Annotated in this window: 18 protein-coding genes and 1 pseudogene; 9 read left to right on the top strand and 10 right to left on the bottom strand. The window is 66.7% G+C overall.

Features of this window, described 5'->3' with window-relative positions:
• Positions 1-67 precede the first annotated feature (67 nt).
• The 3 genes from ACN0TP_RS05135 to ACN0TP_RS05125 are packed head-to-tail and all read left to right on the top strand — an operon-like array spanning position 68 to position 3299.
• Positions 68-844 carry a demethylmenaquinone methyltransferase gene (locus ACN0TP_RS05135; protein ID WP_417217373.1) on the top strand — a complete coding sequence of 259 codons (777 nt, stop codon included), beginning with the start codon at positions 68-70 and terminating at the stop codon, positions 842-844.
• Between the two features lie 21 nt (positions 845-865).
• Positions 866-2209 carry a geranylgeranyl reductase family protein gene (locus ACN0TP_RS05130; RefSeq protein WP_417217371.1) on the top strand — a complete coding sequence of 448 codons (1344 nt, stop codon included), beginning with the start codon at positions 866-868 and terminating at the stop codon, positions 2207-2209.
• Positions 2202-3299, top strand: coding sequence for a polyprenyl synthetase family protein (locus ACN0TP_RS05125; protein WP_417217369.1), 1098 nt, complete (start codon positions 2202-2204; stop codon positions 3297-3299). Before ACN0TP_RS05130 ends, ACN0TP_RS05125 begins: the two co-directional genes overlap by 8 nt.
• Before the next feature lie 15 nt (positions 3300-3314).
• On the opposite strand, the gene ACN0TP_RS05120 is transcribed toward ACN0TP_RS05125, so the two are convergent.
• From ACN0TP_RS05120 to ACN0TP_RS05110, 3 genes are read right to left on the bottom strand one after another with little or no spacing between them, the layout of a single operon-like run.
• A complete protein-coding gene (locus ACN0TP_RS05120; RefSeq protein ID WP_417217367.1) occupies positions 3315-3800 on the bottom strand; it encodes an HIT family protein in 486 nt (161 codons plus the stop codon).
• A gap of 5 nt (positions 3801-3805) precedes the next feature.
• A complete protein-coding gene (locus ACN0TP_RS05115; RefSeq protein ID WP_417217365.1) occupies positions 3806-4240 on the bottom strand; it encodes a hypothetical protein in 435 nt (144 codons plus the stop codon).
• Positions 4241-4265: 25 nt separating this feature from the next.
• Positions 4266-5675 carry a PucR family transcriptional regulator gene (locus ACN0TP_RS05110; RefSeq protein ID WP_417217363.1) on the bottom strand — a complete coding sequence of 470 codons (1410 nt, stop codon included), beginning with the start codon at positions 5673-5675 and terminating at the stop codon, positions 4266-4268.
• Positions 5676-5797: 122 nt separating this feature from the next.
• Between ACN0TP_RS05110 and ACN0TP_RS05105 the strand changes: the two genes are divergently transcribed.
• From ACN0TP_RS05105 to gabT, 3 genes are all read left to right on the top strand, one after another.
• A complete protein-coding gene (locus ACN0TP_RS05105) occupies positions 5798-7384 on the top strand; it encodes a sodium-dependent transporter (protein ID WP_417217361.1) in 1587 nt (528 codons plus the stop codon).
• Positions 7381-7521 (top strand): methionine/alanine import family NSS transporter small subunit, encoded by a 141-nt coding sequence (locus ACN0TP_RS05100; RefSeq protein WP_417217359.1) that lies wholly within the window; start codon positions 7381-7383, stop codon positions 7519-7521. Before ACN0TP_RS05105 ends, ACN0TP_RS05100 begins: the two co-directional genes overlap by 4 nt.
• 197 nt (positions 7522-7718) lie before the next feature.
• Entirely contained in the window at positions 7719-9059 is a 1341-nt protein-coding gene (gabT, locus tag ACN0TP_RS05095; protein ID WP_417217506.1) for a 4-aminobutyrate--2-oxoglutarate transaminase, read from the top strand.
• Between the two features lie 75 nt (positions 9060-9134).
• On the opposite strand, the gene rarD is transcribed toward gabT, so the two are convergent.
• From rarD to ACN0TP_RS05070, 5 genes are read right to left on the bottom strand one after another with little or no spacing between them, the layout of a single operon-like run.
• Positions 9135-10136: an EamA family transporter RarD gene (gene rarD, locus ACN0TP_RS05090; RefSeq protein WP_417217357.1), complete on the bottom strand. Its 1002-nt coding sequence runs from the start codon at positions 10134-10136 to the stop codon at positions 9135-9137.
• Positions 10137-10164: 28 nt separating this feature from the next.
• Positions 10165-14148, bottom strand: a complete 3984-nt coding sequence (gene eccCa, locus ACN0TP_RS05085; protein WP_417217355.1) for a type VII secretion protein EccCa — start codon at positions 14146-14148, stop codon at positions 10165-10167.
• 3 nt (positions 14149-14151) lie between these two features.
• Complete coding sequence (locus ACN0TP_RS05080; RefSeq protein ID WP_417217353.1) at positions 14152-15228, bottom strand: hypothetical protein; 1077 nt, start codon at positions 15226-15228, stop codon at positions 14152-14154.
• A 15-nt stretch (positions 15229-15243) separates the two neighbouring features.
• The gene (eccD, locus tag ACN0TP_RS05075) at positions 15244-16590 is read right to left on the bottom strand and encodes a type VII secretion integral membrane protein EccD (protein ID WP_417217351.1); all 1347 of its coding nucleotides are present in this window, start codon (positions 16588-16590) and stop codon (positions 15244-15246) included.
• Positions 16591-16596: 6 nt separating this feature from the next.
• Entirely contained in the window at positions 16597-16905 is a 309-nt protein-coding gene (locus ACN0TP_RS05070; protein WP_417217349.1) for a hypothetical protein, read from the bottom strand.
• A gap of 197 nt (positions 16906-17102) precedes the next feature.
• Here ACN0TP_RS05070 and ACN0TP_RS05065 point away from each other — a divergent pair, with 197 nt between their 5' ends.
• The 3 genes from ACN0TP_RS05065 to ACN0TP_RS05055 all read left to right on the top strand — a co-directional run bounded on the left by ACN0TP_RS05065 (position 17103) and on the right by ACN0TP_RS05055 (position 19481).
• Positions 17103-17447: a WXG100 family type VII secretion target gene (locus ACN0TP_RS05065; RefSeq protein WP_417217347.1), complete on the top strand. Its 345-nt coding sequence runs from the start codon at positions 17103-17105 to the stop codon at positions 17445-17447.
• A 101-nt stretch (positions 17448-17548) separates the two neighbouring features.
• Complete coding sequence (locus tag ACN0TP_RS05060) at positions 17549-17851, top strand: hypothetical protein (RefSeq protein WP_417217346.1); 303 nt, start codon at positions 17549-17551, stop codon at positions 17849-17851.
• A gap of 199 nt (positions 17852-18050) precedes the next feature.
• Entirely contained in the window at positions 18051-19481 is a 1431-nt protein-coding gene (locus tag ACN0TP_RS05055; protein ID WP_417217344.1) for an FAD-dependent oxidoreductase, read from the top strand.
• An 86-nt stretch (positions 19482-19567) separates the two neighbouring features.
• Here ACN0TP_RS05055 and ACN0TP_RS05050 read toward each other — a convergent pair.
• A pseudogene (locus ACN0TP_RS05050) lies at positions 19568-21055 on the bottom strand (catalase).
• Between the two features lie 50 nt (positions 21056-21105).
• Positions 21106-21570: a Fur family transcriptional regulator gene (locus ACN0TP_RS05045; RefSeq protein WP_417217342.1), complete on the bottom strand. Its 465-nt coding sequence runs from the start codon at positions 21568-21570 to the stop codon at positions 21106-21108.
• Positions 21571-21624: the final 54 nt, after the last annotated feature.

Below are 21624 nucleotides of genomic sequence, written 5' to 3'. Positions count from 1 at the left end.
GCACCAGCCTACCTGCGGCCACGCACCGGTTTTTCGCGACTGCGTCGAACTTTGAGACACTGGGTAGGTGAGCCGTGCATCGCTGGAAAAGCGTCCCGAAGAAGTCCAAGCCATGTTTGACGACGTCGCGCCCCGGTACGACCTGGTCAACGACATCCTCTCGATGGGCCAGACGCGTCTGTGGCGCAAGGTCGTGGTTGACGCCGTGGGCGCCGAGCCCGGACAGCGGGTCCTCGATCTGGCGGCCGGCACCGGCACCTCATCGGAGCCCTACGCCGATGCCGGCATCGAGGTCGTGGCCTGCGACTTCTCGCTGGGCATGCTCCGGGTGGGCAAGCGCCGCCGCCCCGACATCGACTTCGTGGCCGGTGACGCCACCAACCTGCCCTTCGCCGACGAGAGCTTCGACGCCACCACCATCAGCTTCGGGCTGCGCAACGTGGGGGATCCCCAGAAGGGGCTCGCCGAGATGCTGCGGGTGACCAAACCGGGAGGCACACTGGTGGTCTGCGAGTTCTCCCACCCCACGTTCGCCCCCTGGCGCACCGTCTACACCGAATACCTGATGCGGGCACTGCCGCCCATCGCCCGCAAGGTCGCCTCCAATCCGGACGCCTATGTCTACCTGGCCGAGTCCATCCGGGCCTGGCCGAACCAGGACGGGCTGGCCTCCTGGATCGCCGACGCCGGCTGGGAATCGTGCAGGTACCGCAACCTCTCGGGCGGCATCGTCGCCGTCCACCGGGCCACCAAGCCGCTGGACGCCGATGCCGCCACGGCCGCCGAACGCCAGGCCAAGGCCTCCCAGTACCTGCGTCACCGGGCCTCCCGGTCGACGCTCTAGCCGCCCCGGACAAGGAACGACGTGTCTGTACTGATCGTGGGGGCCGGTCCTGCCGGTTCGACCGCCGCCAGCTACCTGGCCCGCGCCGGGGTGGAGGTCACCGTCCTGGAAAAAACCTCCTTTCCCCGGGAGAAGGTCTGCGGTGATGCCCTGACCCCGCGCGCCGTCCGCGAACTGGCGCGTCTGGGCGTGGACCATGCCGACACCGGCATTTGGCGCAGGAACCAGGGTCTGCGGTTGGTCGCCGGCGGCCGATCGATGGAGATTCCGTGGCCCGAGCTCGGGGACTTCCCGGACTACGGGCTGATCCGCACCCGGCACGGTTTCGACGAGGCCCTGGCCCGTCACGCCCAGGCCGACGGCGCCCGGCTGCTCGAAAACCATGCGGTCACCGACGTCATCCGCGACACCACCGGCCGGGTGGTCGGCGCCGTCGCGAACATCCTGGATGAACGCGGCCGCAAGACGGGGGAGACCCGCGAATTCCGTGCCGACGTCGTCCTCGCCGCCGACGGGAACTCGACGCGTACCGCGGTCAGTGCCGGATTGCACAAGCGCGATGACCGCCCGTTGGGGGTGGCCTACCGGACCTATTTCACCTCGCCGCGGCACGACGACGACTGGATGGAAGGCTGGCTGGAGCTCCCCGACAAGGCGGGTCGTCCCCTGCCCGGCTACGGCTGGGTCTTCGGAGTCGGCGATGGCACCTCCAACGTCGGGCTGGGCATCCTGAACTCCACCCGCGAGTTCGGCAAGCTCGACTACCGCCAGGTCCTGCGCGACTGGACCGCCGCCATGCCCGGCGAATGGGGCTTCAGCGAGGAGAACCAGGTCGGACCCATCCGGGGGGCAGCCCTGCCCATGGGCTTCAACCGCACCCCGCACTACACCCCGGGGCTCTTGCTGCTCGGTGACGCCGGCGGCATGGTCTCGCCGTTCAACGGCGAAGGCATCAGCTATGCCATGGAATCCGCCCGCATGGCGGCCGAGCTCATCCTCGACGCGTGCTCCGGCCTGCACGGCACAACACCGGGGTCCCGTGACGCGGTGTTGGCCTCCTATGCGGAGGTGGTCCGCCAGGCATGGGGCAGCCACTTCACGCTCGGGCGCGTCTTTGCGCGGTTGATCGGCAACCCCCAGGTGATGAAACTGGCGCTGCGCACCGGCATGAGCACCCCCGTCCTGATGCGATTCGTCGTGCGGATGCTCGCGAACCTCACCGACGACGGCGGCAAGGGGTTTGAGGATAGAGTGATCCATGTGCTGGAACGGCTGGCCCCGCCCACGGGGAACAGCCAACCACAACGGGCGCGGCCCGAGAAACGATCCACCCCGACGACAAGCAGGTCCCAGAACCGTGAATGATTCCCCGACCAACTGGACGACCGCCGGCCACGGCGTGCCGGACTCCGTTGACCTGTTCGCGGAAACCTCGGCGCTCGCCGCGGGCATCAACCTGCCTCCCGGTTTCCGGGCCGTGGCCGAGGACCCCGATTTCGGTCCCGCCATCTCCCAGGGCATGGCCAAGGTCGAAAAGGTGCTGCGGGCCGCCGTGGCCAATTCCGACCCGCTCATCGATGCCACCAGCCGCCACCTCATGGAAGCCGGAGGCAAGCGCGTCCGCCCCCTGCTGGTCATCCTCACCGCCCTGCTGGCCGACGGCGTGACCCCCGAGGTCATCAAGGCCGCTGCCATCGTCGAGCTGACCCATTTGGCCACGCTCTACCACGACGACGTCATGGATTCCGCGCCCTACCGGCGCGGAGCGCCCACGGCGCACGAAGTCTGGGGGAACTCCACGGCGATCCTCACCGGGGACCTGATCTTCGCGCGGGCATCCGTTCTCGGCTCCGAGCTCGGGGCCGAGGCCGTCCAATTGCAGGCCCGCACCTTCGAGCGCCTGTGCCTGGGGCAACTGCACGAAACCGTTGGACCCCGGGACGGGGAAGACCCGGTAGCGCACTACCTGGACGTGATCGCCGACAAGACCGCCTCGTTGATCTCCACCGCCGGAGTCTTCGGTGCCCTGTTCGGCGGCGCGACGGAACACGTCGAGGTGATGCGCGACTACGGGGAAAAGGTAGGAGTGGCCTTCCAGCTGGCCGACGACGTCATCGACGTCACCGGTGCCCAGGCCAACTCGGGCAAGACGCCCGGAACCGACCTCCGCGAAGGTGTGCCGACCCTGCCGGTGTTGTTGCTGCGCCAGGCGTCGGCTTCCGGCGATGACTCGGCCACCGAGCTGCTGGGACTGGTGGACGGCGACTTGTCCTCCGACGAGGATCTGGCCCGCACCGTCTCGGCCCTCGCCGCGCACCCGGTGACGCAACGGTCATGGGAAGTGGCCCACCAGTGGTCCGCCGACGCGATCGAGGCCCTGGTTCCCCTGCCGGAAGGCCCCGTGAAGGCTTCGCTGGCTGCATTTGCCCACGCCGTCGTCACGCGAGAGAACTAGCCGGGGGGGAGCGCGTCAGCCCAGCTGTTCCAGGGCCACAGCCAACTCGCGGGACTTCCGGGCCCGGACCTCGACCGGCACGCGATGCCGCAGCTGGCGATACAGGTCGTCGTCGGCGTACCGCGGAAAAACGTGCTGGTGGTAGTGCCACACGTGCTGGTTGCCGGCCGGCTCGTTGTGTTGGCGGGTCGAGGTGCCCTCCGGATTCCACGCCAGCTTCATGGCCAGGGCGATCCTGCGGGTCATGATCATGATCGAGGCGGCGACGTCGTCATCCAGATCGTAGAGCGATTCCAGATGGGCCGTGGGGATCACCATGGCGTGCCCACCGTAGTTGCCGAACCCGTCGCACGCCATGATCACCGCCACCTGCCGGTCCCGGTATACCAGGTCCGATGGCACGCAGAGGTTGTCCTCGGACAACGGCCCTCCTGCCAGGAGCTCGCAGAACGGGCACACATAGCCCGGCGGCTGGTGGTGGCCAAAGAGGCGGGCCGGCATCTCGGCTAGTTCTCCAGTTCGGGTTCCAGTTCCTCGAAGACCCACTCGAACATGTCGAGCACGTATTCGCTGAAGGTGCCTTCTTCGCTTTCCCAGGTCCCGCGGTCGTTGCGGCGCCGGTGGACGATGGGGTCGGGGATGTCCAGCTGGTCCTCGCGGATGCCCCAGACGTACTGCTCGTCCTCATCTTCCATGAACAGCAGGTAGCCGTCCTCGACCTCCAGCTCGTCGGGGTCGAAGAAATAGTAGTACGCCTCCATGAGGTCATCACAAGCGCCGACGGCCAGGTAGAACTCCCCGAGGACCTGCGGGATGTCGACCCGTGCATCCTCAAGCTGTTCGCGGAGCTCCTGCGGGGTCAGGCCATCCTCGGATACCCACTGGTCATCGAGGTATTTGGGGACCAGGGAACGGAACTTCTCAACGAACATTTCAGCCATGCCTAAATACTATCCGCCCCCGGGCTCAGCGAACGTCGTGGGCGGACAACGCCAGCCACAACTGGACCCGGTCGGGGGTGTTGGAGGGGTCGTACCCGCTCAGGTCTGCGATCTGCTGCAGCCGGTAGCGCACCGTGTTGCGGTGCAGTCCCAGATCCTCGGCGACCGTTCCCACGCTGCCGTTGAGTTCCAGGAAGCGCCGCAACGTGACCAGGAGGTCGGCACCGTGCGCCGCATCGAAGTCCGCGAGCGGCTCCAGGGCCTCGGCGGCCAGGGCCTGCAGGGGAACGTCGTGGGCCGCCAACAGCAGCGACGTCAGGGAGATCCTCGAGGGATGGTTGACCAGGCCTCCGTGGCGCAATGCCTCGACGGCCTCGAAGTAGCTCCAGCGCAGCCCGGTGACCTGGGCGTACGAGCCGCCATAGGACACCCGGGCCGGGACTCCTGCCCCCGTGAGGTACGCGGCGAATTCCGTGGCGGCCGCCTCGCCGTCGCCGGCATCCAGCACCACGGCCAGGCGGTCCTCGACCATGGCCGAGACCCATTTCTCCCGGCCCGGCGGCAGCGGCAACGAGGGGATGGTCCGTGAGGTGGGCCCCACGGGCTCGACCAGCAGGATCGTGTGGGCCGCGTTCGGGGCGATCCCCACCGATTGAAGCCGCAGCGCAGCGTCCTGGCCCTCGATGACGCCCCGGGTCAGATCGGTGAGGACCTGGCCACTGACCGTCCGCCGTGATTCACGCAGTCGTGCCCGGTTGGCCAGTTCGACGCTGATCAGGGACTGGGCGTACTCGATCAGCCCGCCCCCGGTTCCCAATCCCTCCAGGAAAAGGGTGCACCGGTCCTGCAACCCGGTGGGGATGGGCACCGTGAGCCAACCGTCGGCGGCCGGGGCGGGACCGTGGATCCGGGCTCCGTATTGGCTCAGCGACACCGTCCGCTGCAACTGGGCGCCGAGCTCGCGAAGCAGCCCATGAAGGCCGCCTCCGCCCAGAAGCGCCGCCGCCAGCCGCTGGTGGCCCTTGAGCAGGCGCTCCATCCGGGCCACATTGTCAGCGGCCAGTTCTTCGGCCACGATGCGGGTAATGGCCACGAACGGTGTCTGGTAGGGGACTTCGAAGAGGGGGAGCCCGACTTCCTCGGCTCGGCGGACGACGGCGGCCGGCACCTTGGCATGCGTCAGCCCCGTTCCGTAGCCCAGCGCCACCACTCCGGCACGGATGGCGTGGTCCACGAACTCCGCTTGCGCTGCCAGGGTCTTCTGACGCACCCCCGTGGTGAGCAGCACTTCGCCACCTGCGAGAAAAGGCGTGGGATCGGCCAGCTCGGTGACTGCCGCCCACGAAATCGGGGTATCCGCAGCGTTGTCGGGCTCCGTGAGGGCCCTCAAGTGCAAGGTCGGGGAAGCCAGCAGGCCGGAGAGCGTCATTGCCATGCTGGTCATTCTACCCGCGGGCTGTGCATCGGCCTCAAGAAAGTACGCGGCATTGGATGAAATGACGAACGCGCCATCAACGGTCTTTGTGACGTGTTCAACAGCCGTCTACGGTATAGGGCATGACCACTCCATCGAAGGGCGGGGCCGCGACAGCCCCGACCCTTAAACGAGAAACCTTTTCATCCCGAAAACTGTTCATCCTCTCCGCGATCGGTTCCGCCGTCGGCCTGGGAAACATCTGGCGTTTCCCCTATGTTGCCTACGACAACGGCGGCGGCGCCTTCCTGATCCCCTACCTGTGTGCGTTGCTGACCGCTGGCATCCCGCTGCTGTTCCTGGACTACTCCATCGGCCACAAGTTCCGTGGTTCGGCGCCACTGGCCTATCGCCGCATGCACCGTGCCGCCGAGCCGCTGGGCTGGTGGCAGGTCCTGGTCTGCTTCATCATCGCCATCTACTATGCGGTGATCATCGCCTGGGCCGGGATGTACACCTTCTTCTCGGTCACCAAGGCCTGGGGGGACAACGCCGGGGACTTCCTGATGGGCGACTTCCTGCAGGTCGCCGAAACCCCCACCCTGGGCTTCGACTACGTGCCGGGCGTCTTCTGGCCCCTGCTCGTGACCTGGATTGTCGTCATCGGCATCATGATCGCCGGCGTGAACAAGGGCATCTCCCGCGCCAACGCAGTGTTCCTGCCGTTGCTCATCGTCATGTTCATCCTGCTCGTGGTCGCCTCCCTGTTCCTGCCGGGCGCAGCCGACGGGCTCAATGCCTTCTTCACCCCCAACTGGGAGGCGCTGGGCGATCCCGGAGTGTGGGCCGCAGCCTACGGCCACATCTTCTTCTCCCTGTCCGTCGCCTTCGGCATCATGATCACCTACTCCTCCTATCTCAAGCGCAAGACCGACCTGACCGGTTCCGGCATGGTCGTCGGCTTCGCGAACTCCGCCTTCGAGATCCTCGCCGGCATCGGCGTCTTCGCGGCCCTGGGCTTCATGGCCCAGGCCTCCGGAGGCGACATCACCGAGGTGGTGGATGCGGGCATCGGCTTGGCCTTCGTGGCGTTCCCGACCATCGTCTCCCAGGCTCCCGTCGGGGCCCTGCTCGGCGTGCTGTTCTTCGGCTCGCTGGTCTTCGCGGGCATCACCTCGCTGATCTCCATCCTCGAGGTGATCGTCGCAGCGATCCAGGACAAGATGGGCTGGCCGCGCGTGAAATCCGCGCTGGCCGTCTCGATCCCCGTCGGACTGATCTCCATCGTCCTCTTCCCGACCACCACCGGCCTGTACCTGCTGGACACCTTCGATGCCTTCGTGAACAGCTTCGGCATCATGCTCGGCGCCCTGGTCGCGGTCATCGTCGTGGCCTGGTTCCTGCGCAAGCTGCCGCTGCTCTCACGCCACCTGAACCGGTTTGCCAGCATCAAGATGAAGAGCGTCTGGATGCTCCTGGTTGCCGTGGTGGCCCCGGTGGCCCTGGGGTACATGCTCATCAACGAATTCATCACCAAGATCCAGACGCCCTACGAGGACTACCCCATCTGGTTCCTGGGTGTCTTCGGATGGGGGATGGCCGGGGCGCTGGTCGTGGTGGCCATCATCCTCACGTTCATCCCGTGGAGCCGCAACTCCAAGGCCAACCACGATCCCGAGTACGACGCCGTCAAGGCCGAAGAAGATGCAGAAGAAGGGGCACTCCGATGACACCCATCGCGATCACCATGATGATCATCGCCATCCTGACCGTTTGGGGCGGCCTGGGCCTGTCCCTGGTCAACCTGTCACGCCATCCCGAGGAACCGGAGGGTGACCTGGAAAATTTCGTCCCCCAGGACTCCTGACCTCGGATTTCCCTGTCAGCGCGTGGCGGTCCCATCTCCGGGTGGGGCCGCCACTGTGCTGTGCGGATGCATAACGGCCGGCGAATTGGCCTGTGCCAAGCACCCTAGCGTCGGTGGGGAGTCGAACCGTAGGCTCGGTGTCGACGCAGGGCGCCCCCAGCCAGTGGCGCCAGGACACCGATAGGAAGGAAGCCGTCGTGGAGATCCAGTACCGGCTCGAACAGAAGCGCAACATCACCGGGGCCTTCCCCGGGCCTCACTCCCGGGCCCTGGCCGAACGACGCTCCGCAGCGGTGGCCGCCGGTGTTGCCTCGTCGGTTCCCGTTTTTGCCGCCGATGCCGACGGCGGTGTCATCCTCGACGTCGACGGGAACTCGTTCATCGATCTTGGATCCGGGATCGCCGTGACGACCGTGGGTGCCTCCAACGCGAAGGTCTCCGCTGCCGTCGCCGAACAGAGCGCACGTTTCAACCACACCTGCTTCATGGTCACCCCCTATGAGGGGTATGTGGAGCTCGCCGAGAAACTGGCAGAGCTCACCCCCGGTGAGCACGCCAAGAAGAGCGTCTTCTTCAACTCCGGTGCCGAAGCCGTGGAAAACGCGGTCAAGGTGGCCCGCGTGGCGACCGGCCGCAGCGCAGTGGTCGCGTTCGACCACGCCTACCACGGACGCACCAACCTCACCATGGGGCTGACGGCCAAGGCCGCACCCTACAAGCGCGGATTCGGCCCCCTGGCTTCGGAAATCTACCGGATGCCCATGAGCTACCCGTTCCGTGAGGAAAACCCCAACATTTCCGGCAAGGAAGCCGCCGAGCGCGCCATCCTGGCCATGGAGAAGCAGGTGGGGGGCGACCAGATCGCAGCGATCATCATCGAACCCATCCAGGGCGAGGGCGGGTTCATCGTCCCAGCCGACGGCTTCCTGCCGCGCATCGCAGAATGGGCGAAGGAACAGGGCATCGTCTTCATCGCCGATGAGGTCCAGTCCGGATTCTGCCGCACCGGTGACTGGTTCGCGGTGAACCACGAAGGCGTTGTCCCGGACATCATCACGCTGGCCAAGGGCATCGCCGGCGGGCTGCCGCTCTCCGGCATCATCGGCCGCGCAGAACTTCTCGACGCGGTCCACCCCGGCGGACTCGGCGGAACGTATGGGGGAAACCCCGTAGCGGTTGCCGCGGGGCTGGCCGCCGTGGAGTACATGGCCGAAGCTGACCTCAATTCCCGGGCCAAGGCCATCGAGGAGGCGTTCTATGCGCGCCTGCGGCCGCTGCAGAAGGAGGTCCCGGCCATCGGCGACCTGCGTGGACGCGGGGCCATGTTGGCCATCGAGTTCGTCAAGGCGGGAGGCAGGGAACCGGATGCGGACCTGACGAAGAAGATCGCCGCAGACTGCCTGGCCGCCGGTGTCATCATCCTGACCTGCGGAACCTACGGCAACGTCGTTCGACTGCTGCCGCCGCTGGTCATTTCCGATGAGCTGCTGGCCGATGCCTTCGATATCCTCGAGGAAGCCATCCGCAAGAACGCCTGATGGGCACTTCGCCTGCGGTGGTGCGTCGGTCCCTCGGGGCCGCTGCACCGCCGCAGGCGTTTCCGGGCCGTGCGGCTAAGCCGTCGGTTCCGAGGCTGCGGTCTGGGCGGTCGACGAGGCCGTTCCTGCCGGGACAGTGGCCCGGACACGAGGGCGCCTGAGCATGTCGATGGCCAGCAGGATGATGGCCACCCAGACCAGGGCGAATCCGGCCAACCTCTCGATGGGCATGTCCTCGTGGAAGATCGCCACCGCGATGATGAACTGCATCACCGGGGTCAGGAATTGCAAGGTGCCGACCGTGCTCAGCGGCAACCGGCGCGCTGCACCGGCAAAGAGCAGCAAGGGAACTGCTGTGACGACGCCGCTCGCGGCCATGAGCCAGAAGTGCCCGGCACCGTTGGTGAAGACCGTGGCCTGGCCGTGGAACATCAGCCACGCCATGTACGCCAACGCGGGCAACGTCAGGAAGGCCGTTTCGACGGTGAGGCTCGTTGCGGCGGTCGCCGTGCGTCCGACCCGGTTCTTCACGAAGCCGTACAGCCCGAACGAGAAGGCCAGTGTCAGGGCGATCACCGGGATCGAACCGTAGGCGAACGTGAGCACCGCGACGGCAGCCAGCCCGAACCCCAAGGCGGTCCACTGGAGCCGCGACAGCTTCTCCTTCAGGAACACCACACCCAACGCCGCAGACACCAGCGGGTTGATGAAATAGCCCAGGGAAGCTTCCACCGTGTGGCCGTGCAACACCGCGTAGGCATACGTCACCCAGTTCACGGTGATCAAGACCGCGGCGACCGCCAGGCGCCTCATCGCTCCATGATCGCGGATCAGGGTACGGAGTTCGCCCCACGACCGGGTGGCGGCGATGAGGATGATGCAGAAGACCAGGCTGAACACGATGCGGTTGGCCACGATCTCGGTCGCGGAGGCGATCGAGATGGTCATGAAGTACAACGGCAGCACGCCCCAGAGCACATAGGCACCGAGGCCCTGCATCAGCCCGGCACGACTCGGCGCCGCGGCACCGGTTGTGGGCTGCCGTGTGGTGGGCGGGGTGGGGGCATGACGGGGCATAACCTTGACAACCCGCTTGGTGGCCGGGCTATTCCGAGTCGGCGTTCAGATACGTTTGGATCGTCTGCAGCGGCCGCCCGGTTTGCACCAGCTGGCCACGGCCCGGCGGGAGCGGCCTGGCCCGGATGTTGTTGATCAAGCCGCCCTCCGAGCGGTCCCCGCTCATGATCAATGCCGCGGTGCCGGCATCGCGCAACGTGGAGAAGAACGACTCGTACATGCCGCGGCTGGCGCTGCGGACCTTGCGCGTGAGGATGACGTGCAGGTCCAGCTCATCTGCCATCGGCAGGTAATTGGTGAGGCGCCCCAGCGGTGAGGAACCGCTGGCCGTCAACACGTCATAGTCGTCGGCGATGACGACGAGCTTGGCCTTGCTTGGCTGGTGTTCCTCATCGCCGCCCGTGGTGCGCAGCTGCAACTCGGAAGCCAGGGCGCCCGAGAGCTGTTCGCCCACGATCGCACTGCCGGCGTACCCCCCGAGGTAGTCGTCGGGGACGACGTCGTCGAGTCCCTTGCGCGGGTCGTACACGCCGAAGAGCAACTCGTCCGGGGTGTGCTGGGAGACCAGGGTGGCAATGAGGTTGCGCAGGATATTCGACTTTCCACACTCCTCATCGCCCAACACGATCAGGTGGCGGTCCTTCGCCTGCAGGTCAAGCACATGATCGCCCAGATCGGTTTCGCGCAGGCCCAGCGGGAAGTGCCCGGGGCTCGAGGGCTTCGGGGCATGGTCCCAGCCGATGGCGCCCGGCAGGACCCTGACCTTCATGGCGGTCTCGTTCGTGTGCTCGGCGACCTGCGCGACGAGATCGCGGAGGCCATCGGACATGTCCTCGGCGTCGTCGACGCCGTCGATCCGCGGAAGTGCCACATGGCCGATGAGTTTGCGGTCCGACAGGGCCCGGCCGGGAGCCTCCGGGTTGACCCCGGGGGCGATCTTCCGGTCGATCTGCGAATCCGTCGGTTCCGCCAGCGCGGTCTCGATCTTGTTGCCGAAGAATCCCTGTTGCGCCATGCGCAGTTCGGCATTGCGGTTCAGGGTGGTCACGACGTGCATGCCGTAGCCGCCGCCGCGCATGATCAGCGCATTGACGCTCTCACGGATCTCCTCGAAATCGTCGGCGATCTGCCCGTAGCCATCGATCACCAGGAAGATGTCGGCGCTGGGCAGCTCCGGCAGCTGGCCCTGGGCGTGCATGCGCCGCATGGTGGCCTGGGAATCGATCTGGTGGTTCTCGAACGCCCGCTCGCGGATCAGGAGCATGCCCATGAGCTCCTCCACGGTGCGCCGGACGACCTCGCGGTTGGTGCGGATGGCGGTCCCGCCCACATGGGGCAGCCCATTGAGCGGCAGCAGGGCCGAACCGAGCAGGTCGATGCAGTAGATGCCGACCTCCTTCGGGGAATGAGTCAGCGCCATCGAGGCGACCACAGTGCGCAGCAGGGTGCTTTTGCCCGATTGCGGCCCGCCCGTGATCATGAGGTTTCCGCCGCCTGCTGTGAAATCGATCTCCCAGAGGCCCTGCCATTGCTTGGCCGGATCATCGAGCAAACCGATCGGCACGCGCAGCTTGCCCCCGGCTCCCAGGGCCAAGCCGTGCTCGGCCGGATGGACCCCGCCGGTGGCCGCGTCCAGGGAGATGGCCGCCGGCAACGGGGGCAACCAGATCTCCTGGACCGAGCGGGGGAAGGAACGCAGGGTGTCCATGAGCGTGGACATCACGGTGGGTCCCGTGGTGCGTTTCGCGGCTTCGTCCTTGGCAGCAGCCGCCGCCCCGTCGTCGTTCCCGGCGGTGGATTCCCCGGCATAGCGGGGGATCGGAAGGACATCGGAGACCTCCTGGATGGGCTGGTCCTCGGGATTGTCCTCCTGGACGTCTTCCAGCGGACCCGAGACGTAGCCTGCCTTGAATCGGGTGTACACGGTGGTGTCGACCTTGAGGTAGCCATAGCCGGGGACCGGTGGCAGGTGGAAGGCATCCGGGGTATCCAGGACGGTGCGTGATTCGGATTCCGAGAGGGTGCGCAGGCCGAGCCGGTAGGACAGGTAGGTTTCCAGGCCCTTGAGCTTTCCCGACTCGACACGCTGGCTGCTCAACAGCAGGTGCACGCCGATGGACCGGCCGATGCGCCCGATCGACAGGAACAGGTCGATGAAGTCGGGGCGGGCCGTGAGCAGCTCGCCGAACTCGTCGATGATCACCACGAGGTGCGGCAGTGGTGCCATGTCCTCGCCGCGGGCCAGACGCTCGTTGCGGTGCACCTGGTAGTCGGTGATGTTCGCGATGTTGCCGGCGGCCTTGAGCACTTCCTGGCGGCGCAGGATTTCGCCGTTGAGGCTGGCATAGACGCGTTCGACCAGCGAGAGGTCGTCGGAGAGGTTCGTGATGATGCCCGTGACCTGGGGGGCGCCCTCGAACGGGGCAAACGTGGCGCCGCCCTTGAAGTCGACCAGCACCATGGCCAGCATGTCGGGGGAGTGGGTGGCGAGCAGGCCGAAGACGAGCGAGCGCAGCATTTCGGACTTGCCGGAGCCGGTGGCCCCCACACACAGGCCATGGGGGCCCATGCCGAACTGCGCCGATTCCTTCAGGTCCAGGACCGTCGGGCGGCCGGAGTCGTCGGGCCCCAGGGGGATGCGCAGGAACTCGGCGTCACCGCGTGGCCTCCACGTTCGTTCGATGTCGGCGCGGCTGAGCTCCGGGGAGAGCCCGAGCATGCCCAGGAAGCTCTGGGCCCCCTCACTGGAGCCGCCGTGCTCCAAGGAATCCGAGGAGAGCCGCAGCGGGGCCAACTCATGGGCCAGGGCATCCGCCGTCGCCACCGACAGCGGATCAAGCGTTCCGCTGGACACGACAGGGTGCACGGCGTCGGAACGGTAGTCCTGGACCTGGAATCCGTCAGCGGTTTGGGTGATGCGCACGGAGACGTCGCTGGGTTCCTCGCTGCGGTCGTGGACCAGGTGCAGGACGGTCAACCCCACGTCGGCCGGGGACAGGAACCGGTCGGACAGGGGCAGTTCCTGGGACTGGGAGCCGTGGGTGTCGGAGACGACCACCAACCGGGCCAGCGGCTGTCCGGTGTCCAACCCGACCTTCTTGGCCTCCACGGCGATCTTGGCCCGGCGCTGCAGGTCCCCGCTCATCGCTTCCGTCAGGGACGCGAGATCGGGGGCGATGCGTCGAGTCAATTCGACGCCCGAGGTCTGGGACTGGTCCGCCAGGTGGGGCAGCCACGTCGCCCATTGCCAGTCATCCCGGAAATGCTCGGGAGTGCCGATGCCCAGGCCCAGGTCCTCGGGGGAGTGAAACGCACAGGCCGAGACGATCAGGTTCCGTGTGGCGGCCAGGACAAAGTCCCGGTCGCCGATGATGCTGACATTGCCCACGGAGTCCAACGGGATGGTCACGGGCATGTCGGGGCTGGTGGAGAAACGACGTTTGAGGATCTCTGCTTCGGCCGCCATGAAGGTGTCGGTCTGCTGCGTGGCCCCGGCGAAGTCGCTAACGGCGATGTCGCGGCAGGGCCGCTCGCCGGATCCCAGACGCACGTCGAGGAAGTCCTGGTTTCCGCGCCGGCGCTCCCAGAGGCGCATGGGCGTGCGGACGATGTCGAAGAGCGCTTCGGGCGGTGGCGCGCTTTCACGGGCCACCGCCAGTGCCTCGAGCTCATCGGAGCGCATCTTCACCCGGGACCGCTCCAGGTAGCGCATGTAGTTGTCCCGGGCCACCGTCCGGGTCCGGACCGCCTTGCCGCGGTTGGAGAACATCATGAAGATGCCGATCACCACGGTCAGGATCATCATCATGGCGCCAATGGCGGCAAACGGCGAGTTGCGGAACATCATCATGGCCGTCATGGAGACGGCGCCGCCGAGCATCGGGACGATCGTCATCAGGTTCAGGCCGGGAGCCTCGCCGTCGACCGGAGGAGGCCCATCGAGGTGGAAGGGACGGAAGTCCCGCAGCGGTGTCGAGGTCCGCGCGGGGCGGTGGATGATTCGCTGGGACATCGGCTACCGGACCTCGTTGGCGCGGGAGAGGATGCGCCCGGCCAGGGCGATCGCTGCCTCACGGTGGGCGGGCAGCAGCAAGGACGGCGAGATCGCGGCGCCGGCTGCCAGATGGCGGTCGTAGCCGATGGCGTGCGCGTCGAACCCGAGCCGGGACAACCGACCCGCCTGGTCCAACGCGTCCAGGGCCGATGAACGGTCCTGTTGCATGACCAGCACCGTGAGGGGGATGGCGGCAACTGCCGGCCACGTCTGCCACGTGGCCAGGGCCGCGAGGGCATTGTCCATGCCCGAGAGGTTCGCGGGGACGATGAAGACGGCACCGTGGCAGTCGGCCAGTGCGGCCTGGGTGTCTGCCTGGTCCAGGCCGGTGGGGCAGTCAAGCAGCGTGATCGGGAAATAGCGGGAGATGGTCGACGTGGCTTGACGCAATTCGGCGCCGGAGGATCGTGTGGGGGCCGCAGCCCGGGCGCCGGTGGCATACAGGCCGTCGGAGGCCTGCGCGAGCATTTCCGCGAGGTGGGAAGCTCCCGGCTGGGCGCCGCCTGTCAGTTCGGGCACGATGGCGTCGAGGGCGGGCGCGTTCTCCAGTCCCAGGCGCAGTGCGAGGCTTCCGTGCCCGGGGTCCATGTCAAGGACGCAGGTGCTGTCAGGTCGCAGCGCGGAATAGACACCCGCCAAGAGGGCGGCAGCGGTGCTCTTGCCCGCGCCACCGCGGGTGGAAACTACGGCGATACGGCGTCCCGTCGTCACCGGGATCTGGACGCTGGCCGCCTGCTCGCCGGCGATCGTGGCGGGATGCCGGCCGCCGAAGAGCGCAGCGAGCGTGCGCGTCACGGAGCCTCCGGTGGCCTTGACGCGTGAGAGCCGGCGGCGGTCGTGTTCCAGCGGTGATCCGAGGGAGCCGGTGGCGGCGCCCGGGGCCGGGGAGGTGCCGGGCCGGGACCCGGTGTCCGGAGTCTGGCGGTGCCGGTCACGGCGGGACGGAGGGGGCGTTCCCCACGGGTCGTTGACGGGCTGTCCCCAGGGATCGAGATTCTGGCCCTCGACCGTCGGGCCCTGGTTGTGTGATGCACTCATGGGAGGTCCTCCGGGCTAGAACGTGGCCAGCATTTGGGTGTACACGCCGAAATACCCGACAAGCAGCGGGAGCGTGGCGAGAATGGCCAGCATTTCGAGTCGTTCGCAGATCTGGCGGATCCGCGCTTCAACGTGGTCCGGCAGGTCGACGGCCAGACCCAGTCCTGTCAGGATGGCGACGACGAAGATGGCCAGGCCCACGACCCATACCGTGTCCGGATTCAGCCGGGCCAGCGCGTTGGCGCCGGCCACCACGCCGACGGCAGTCGCCGCATACAGTGCGTACCTTTCGATGGCCAACGGAAAGGCGCGGGAGCGCAGCAACGTCGCCAACGCCAGCGCCAACAACAGGGGAAGCGTCCATTTTGGGCTCCGGTCGTCGGAGGCGACGAGCCAGAGGCCAACGGCTGTGGAGGCGGCGGCAGCCACCGTGGCCAGCGTCAAACCCGAATGTGCCGATCGAATGGCGGCCAGGGCATCGCGCCTCCAGATCGAGGATCCGTTGGCCCGTCGATCATCCAGGGCCGCCAATCCCGACAACGACAGGGCCAACGAGGGCAGCATGCCCAAGGCAAGAATCGAACAGATGCTGGCGATGGCACCGGCCCCGACGACCAGATCGGCGTCGGCAACCCCCGCAGCCCACCGGGCCAGGGGCACCGAGCCGGCCCAGACGCCGGTCAGCACTGCCAGCACGCCGGAACCGAGCAGCACGGCGCGCGGATACCGCAGGACGGTGGCCAGGCAGGCCACGAACACCGCAGTTCCCGCCGCAGCCAGCAGCAGCCTCAAGGGTGCATCGGCCGGCCAATGGATCAGGCCGATCATCCCGGCGCCCCACCCGGCGCCCATCAGGGCGGAGGCCACCGGACGCGAACCGGCGGATACTGCAGCACCCAGCGCCAGGAGCCCGGCGCCCACGGCGAGCAGGATCCACCAGCGGGCATCCGGCAGGTAGCGACCGAGGACCAGATCCAGTGACAGCCAGAGGCCCATCGCTGCGAAGATGCCCGACGCGGTGACCAGGTGGGTCCGGTTCCAGGATCCACCCACCTCGCGGGTCTGCTCCACGACGGTGTCCGAGATGTCATAGACGACTGCCGGAGGGGGAGCCTCGCTGTTGCTGACCAGGGTCAGTCGGGCGCCGTCGTGGATTTGTGCCTGGGCCAGTGAATCCTGGGACGCAATCGGTTCGCCGGAGGCGGTCAGCAGGACCTTGGCGGAGACACCGTCGCCTGGGGCATCCCCGAGCAGGTCAAGGATCTGGGGCATCAGTGTGCCCACCGCCTCGGAGGCAGGCAGGAGCAGGTCGGCGTTACGGCGGTCTCCGACGAGGGTGACGCGGGTGTAGGGCTGTGCCATGGTGGGCTAGTTCCCCATCCTTCCGGGGGTCGGGACGCTGTCAGGCAACACGAGGGCATGGACGGAGCGCTTCTGGAGCTGTTCCTGCTGTTGCCGTTTTTGCTCTGCCTGTTTGGCAATCATGTTGGAAACGAACGAAACCCCGATGCAGATCGCCGTGATCATGGCGGCGGCGACGAGGCTGAACAGGAACTGCTTCGTCGTGGCCTTCCACCGGCGTTCGGTGGGGTTGTCCCCATAGAGCAGCGCATCCGTCACCCGGTTTCGGCGGACGGCGACCGACTCGATGAGTTGGCTGTCGAATTCTGTCGCCACGTGGTCCTCCCAGTCGGCTGCATGGCTGTTGTGAGTCCATCATGTCAGGTCGATGGATGAAAAGTCGTCGAATCGGCCGGGGATGGGGAGTTCTCCCCATGCAGGACGCTTGACCGCGTTTGTTGCGGTGGCGTTAGCTGGTTATCAGCAAGGGGGATACGGGGCAACGGATCCCACATCGACGAAAGGAAGAGCACATGGGCTTCAAGGGAAAGATGGACACCAACGCCATTGGAAACGCGGCGGAGCAGGCGAGCGGTTCGGGTGACGAACTGGTGCGTCTGGTCGAGGAACTGGTCGACGGGGTGGAAGACCTGCGCACGACCTTCACCGGCGACGGCGGCGTCTCCTACCAGAACTTCATGGTGGAATCCCAGCGCGTCCAGAACGACCTGATTACCGCGCTGAGCGGCATCTCGCAGGGCCAGGCCCAGTCGGCGAAGGAATACATCACCATGGACGACACCATGGCATCGGGTGGCAAGAAGGCCGAGGGCGTCGCAGCGGGCGCCAAGGGTTCGGGTTTCAAGTTCGGCGTCTAGCCGGCAGGCCACGTCGGGGACCTCTTCACTGAGGCGTCCCCATCGCGCGGAGCGCACCACACCACGACCGGCCACTGGGGCCACCACGGAAGGATTTGAACATGGGAAAAAACGACGACGTCATTGGATTCGACAGCGACCACGCCTCGCGCATCGAGGGTGACATCATCCGTATCGCGGGACGCATCGAGAGCATCATCGGCGATCGTGAAACCCAGGTGAAGTTCGTCAAGGACAACTGGGATGACAACAACGCGGGCGATACCTACTCCTCCGTGGAGCAGGACTGGAAGGACGCCGCCGACGAGACGCTGCAGCTCGTGCACGATGCACGTCGGCTCCTGGGCGAGAACTCCGTCACCGCCACCGATGCCAGCGGCAAGGTCGTCGGCATCTGGTCCTGATCACCTGATCCGGCGCCGCGGCTGAACCGGCGCGCGCAACCACTGCAAGGGGCGGATGGCCACCATGGCCATCCGCCCCTTCATGTGTGCGCTCCCACAGGAATACGCGGTGTGCTCTGCGTGCAATTAGACTAGGTGGCTGTGCGTTAATTCCCGTTCGGGTGGCGCACCTCGAGGAGTACCGCCGAAAGGAATACCAGTGTCCAACCCAGCTGCAGACCGACCGCTGCGCGTCGCCATCATCGGGGCCGGCCCGGCGGGCGTGTACGCCGCGGACATCCTGACCAAGGCCGAGCGCGAGTTCGAGGTCAGTATCGACCTGTTCGACGGCTACCCGGCGCCCTATGGGTTGATCCGCTACGGGGTTGCTCCGGACCACCCGCGCATCAAGGGGATCGTCAAGGCACTGCACAAGGTCCTGGACCGCGGTGACATCCGCTTCCTGGGCAATGTCACCTATGGGCGCGACATCACCCTGGCCGACATCCGGGACATGTATGACGCGGTCATCTTCGCCACCGGCGCCATCAAGGACGCCGACCTGGCCATCCCGGGCATGGACCTGGAGGGCTCCTACGGTGCCGCCGACTTCGTCTCGTGGTACGACGGGCACCCCGACGTGCCCAGGGAGTGGCCGCTGGAAGCGAAGGAGATCGCGGTCATCGGCAATGGCAACGTGGCACTGGATGTCGCCCGGGTGCTGTCCAAGCATGCCGAGGACCTCCTGGTCACCGAAATCCCGGACAACGTCTACGCGGGGCTCGCCGCCTCGCCGGTCACCGACGTGCACATCTTCGGCCGCCGCGGCCCGGCCCAGGTGAAGTTCACCCCCCTGGAACTGCGTGAACTCAGCCACTCCCGCGACGTGGACATCGTGCTCTATCCGGAGGACTTCGAGTTCGACGAGGCCTCGGACGAGATGATCAAGACCAACAACCAGGCCAAGACCATGGTCAACACCCTGACGAACTGGCTCGTGGAGCAGGAGGACCGGGAGGAGCAGGAAGAGGCCGGAAAGCGGGTCCCGGCTTCCCGGCGCCTGCACCTGCACTTCCTGCATACCCCGGTGGAGATCACCGGTGCCGACGGGAAAGTGCAGGGAATCCGTTTCGAACGCCAGGAACTGGACGGCACGGGAAACGTGCGCGGAACCGGTGAACTGGTGGACTACCCGGTGCAGGCTGTCTACCGGGCCATTGGCTATTTCGGGTCAGAACTCGTCGAGGTCGGCTTTGATCCGCGCCGCGGGGTGATCCCCAACGACGGCGGCCGCGTGCTCGACGATGACGGCCAGCATGTAAAGGGCTTGTACGCCACCGGGTGGATCAAGCGCGGCCCCGTGGGCCTGATCGGACACACCAAGGGCGATGCCCTGGAGACGATCGGGAACCTGCTCGAAGACCGGTTGGAACTCCCAGCCGCCGTCCACCCCGATGAACAGGCCATCATCGACCTGCTGGACGAACGCGGGATCGCCTACACGACGTGGGAGGGCTGGATCGCCCTGGACGCCCACGAACACCGTCTCGGCGAGGCCGCAGGAACCATCCGGACAGCTGCCGGCGAGATCACGCGCGAACGCATCAAGGTCGTCGAGCGCGACGAGATGGTGCGCATTTCGCAGCAGTAGCCCCCGCAAACGCCAGCGGCCCGGCTCCCCCGTGTGGGGAAGCCGGCCCGCTGTGCTTTCACCGGCACCAGCCGTCGGGCCAGGGGCTAGGCCTTGCCGGCCATCTCGGAGGCTCCGTCGGTGGTTCCCTGGGCGTTGGCGGCGTAGCCATCACGCAGGATCTTGCCGAGGTTCTCGTCGACGTTCGTCCAGTACTGGAAGAAGCGCTCGCGGATGTCATCGCGGGTGATGCCCCGACCTGACCGAGCAGGTTCTGGTGGAACCGTTCCTTGGACTCGGCGGTGAAGACGTCGCGGTACAGCGTTCCGGCCTGGCCGAAGTCGCTGTCCTCGCTGCGCAGGGTCTGCGCGGCGCGAACCAGCTCGCCGTCGGTCTCCCAGCTGCCCTCGCCGGCACGGGCCGGCTCGGCTGCGGGCCCGCCGAAGGAGTTCGGGGCGTAGACCCGTGCATCGGCGTCGTTGAGTGGTACTGCATGCTGCCCTCGTGCATGTAGGTCGTCACGTGGGAGGCATGCGGCTGGTTGACCGGCAACTGGTTGTAGTTGGTGCCGATGCGGTTGCGCTGGGCATCCGGGTAGGAGAACACGCGGGCCATCAGCATCTTATCGGGGCTGATGTCGATGCCCGGGACCAGGTTCGACGGCGAGAAGGCAGCCTGCTCGATCTCCGCGAAGAAGTTCTTCGGGTTGCGGTTCAGCGTGAAGTGGCCGACCGGGATCAGCGGGTAGTCCGCGTGCGGCCAGACCTTGGTGATGTCGAACGGGTTGAACCGGTAGGTCTTGGCGTCCTCGTACGGCATGACCTGGACGAACACATCCCAGGTCGGGAAGTTCCCGGCCTCGATGTTCTCGTAGAGGTCGCGACGGTAGTAGTCGGCGTCGGAGCCCGCGAGCTTCTCGGCCTCGTCGTTGTCCATGCTGTGCACGCCCTGGCGGGACTTGAAGTGGTACTGCACCCAGAAGCGCTCGCCCTCGGCATTGATCCACTGGTAGGTGTGCGAGCCGTAGCCGTTCATCTCACGCCACGAGGTGGGCAGCCCGCGGTCGCCCATGACGTAGGTGACCTGGTGTGCGGACTCGGGGAGAGGGTCCAGAAGTCCCACTGCATGTCGGCGTCGCGCAGGGCCGATCCGCCCAGGCGCTTCTGCGAGTGGATGAAGTCCGGGAACGATGCCATCGCGGATGAAGAAGACCGGGGTGTTGTTGCCGACGATGTCGTAGTTGCCCTCGGTGGTGTAGAAACGCAGTGCGAAACCGCGCACGTCACGCCAGGTGTCGGGGAGCCCTGCTCGCCGGCGACGGAGGAGAAGCGCAGCAGCGTCTCGGAGGTGGCGCCGGGCTGGAAGACCGCGGCCCGGGTGTACTTCGAGACGTCTTCGGTGACGGTGAATTCGCCGAAGGCTCCGCCGCCCTTGGCGTGGGGGTTGCGCTCCGGGACGCGTTCGCGGTTGAACGAAGCGAGCTTTCGACCAGGTAGCGGTCATGCAGCGCGGTGATGCCGTCCGGTCCGGTGGTCAGCAGTGGGCGTCGCTGGCGACGGGGCACCGCTTTGCGTGGTGGTGAAGTTCTCAGACACGAGGTTCTCCTTCGGGATGGGGGTTTGCTGGTTCGGTGGCTGGGTGGCTCTCAGGCAACGCGCCCGTGGGATAGCCCCCGGGGTGCGGAGGCCTCGGCGGCCTGCGCCGCCTCGCGGCATGTGGCGCACACCCCCTGGTAGACCACGTCGGCAACCTGGATGCTCATGCCGTGCGAGTCGGAAGGAGTCAGGCAGGGTGCGTGTCCAACCGCGCACTCCACGTCCTCGATCCGGCCGCATGACATGCACACCGCATGGTGATGGTTGTCGTCCACGCGCGTCTCGTGCAGAGCCGCGGAGCCGGGCGGGGTGAACCGCCGGAGCATCCCCAGCGCCGTGAGGTCGTTGAGCACGTTGTAGACGGATTGCATGGACAAGTCCGGCAACTCATCGCGCACTCCGGACACGACGGTGTCGGCAGAGGAGTGCGGATGCGCCTCCAGGAAGCGCAACACTGCCAGGCGCTGGCGTGTCACACGCAGCCCGTGGTCGTGTAGTTGCCTCGTGTAGTCCATATCCCCATTCAACGCCTTATTTTGATGAAGTCAAGATAGGGAGGCTAAGTTCTG

The sequence above is a fragment of the Arthrobacter sp. genome (assembly GCF_048266065.1).
Taxonomy (GTDB): Bacteria; Actinomycetota; Actinomycetes; order Actinomycetales; family Micrococcaceae; genus Arthrobacter_H.
Note: the sequence above shows the minus strand (reverse complement) of the source record. Positions and strands in the feature narration are given on the sequence as shown.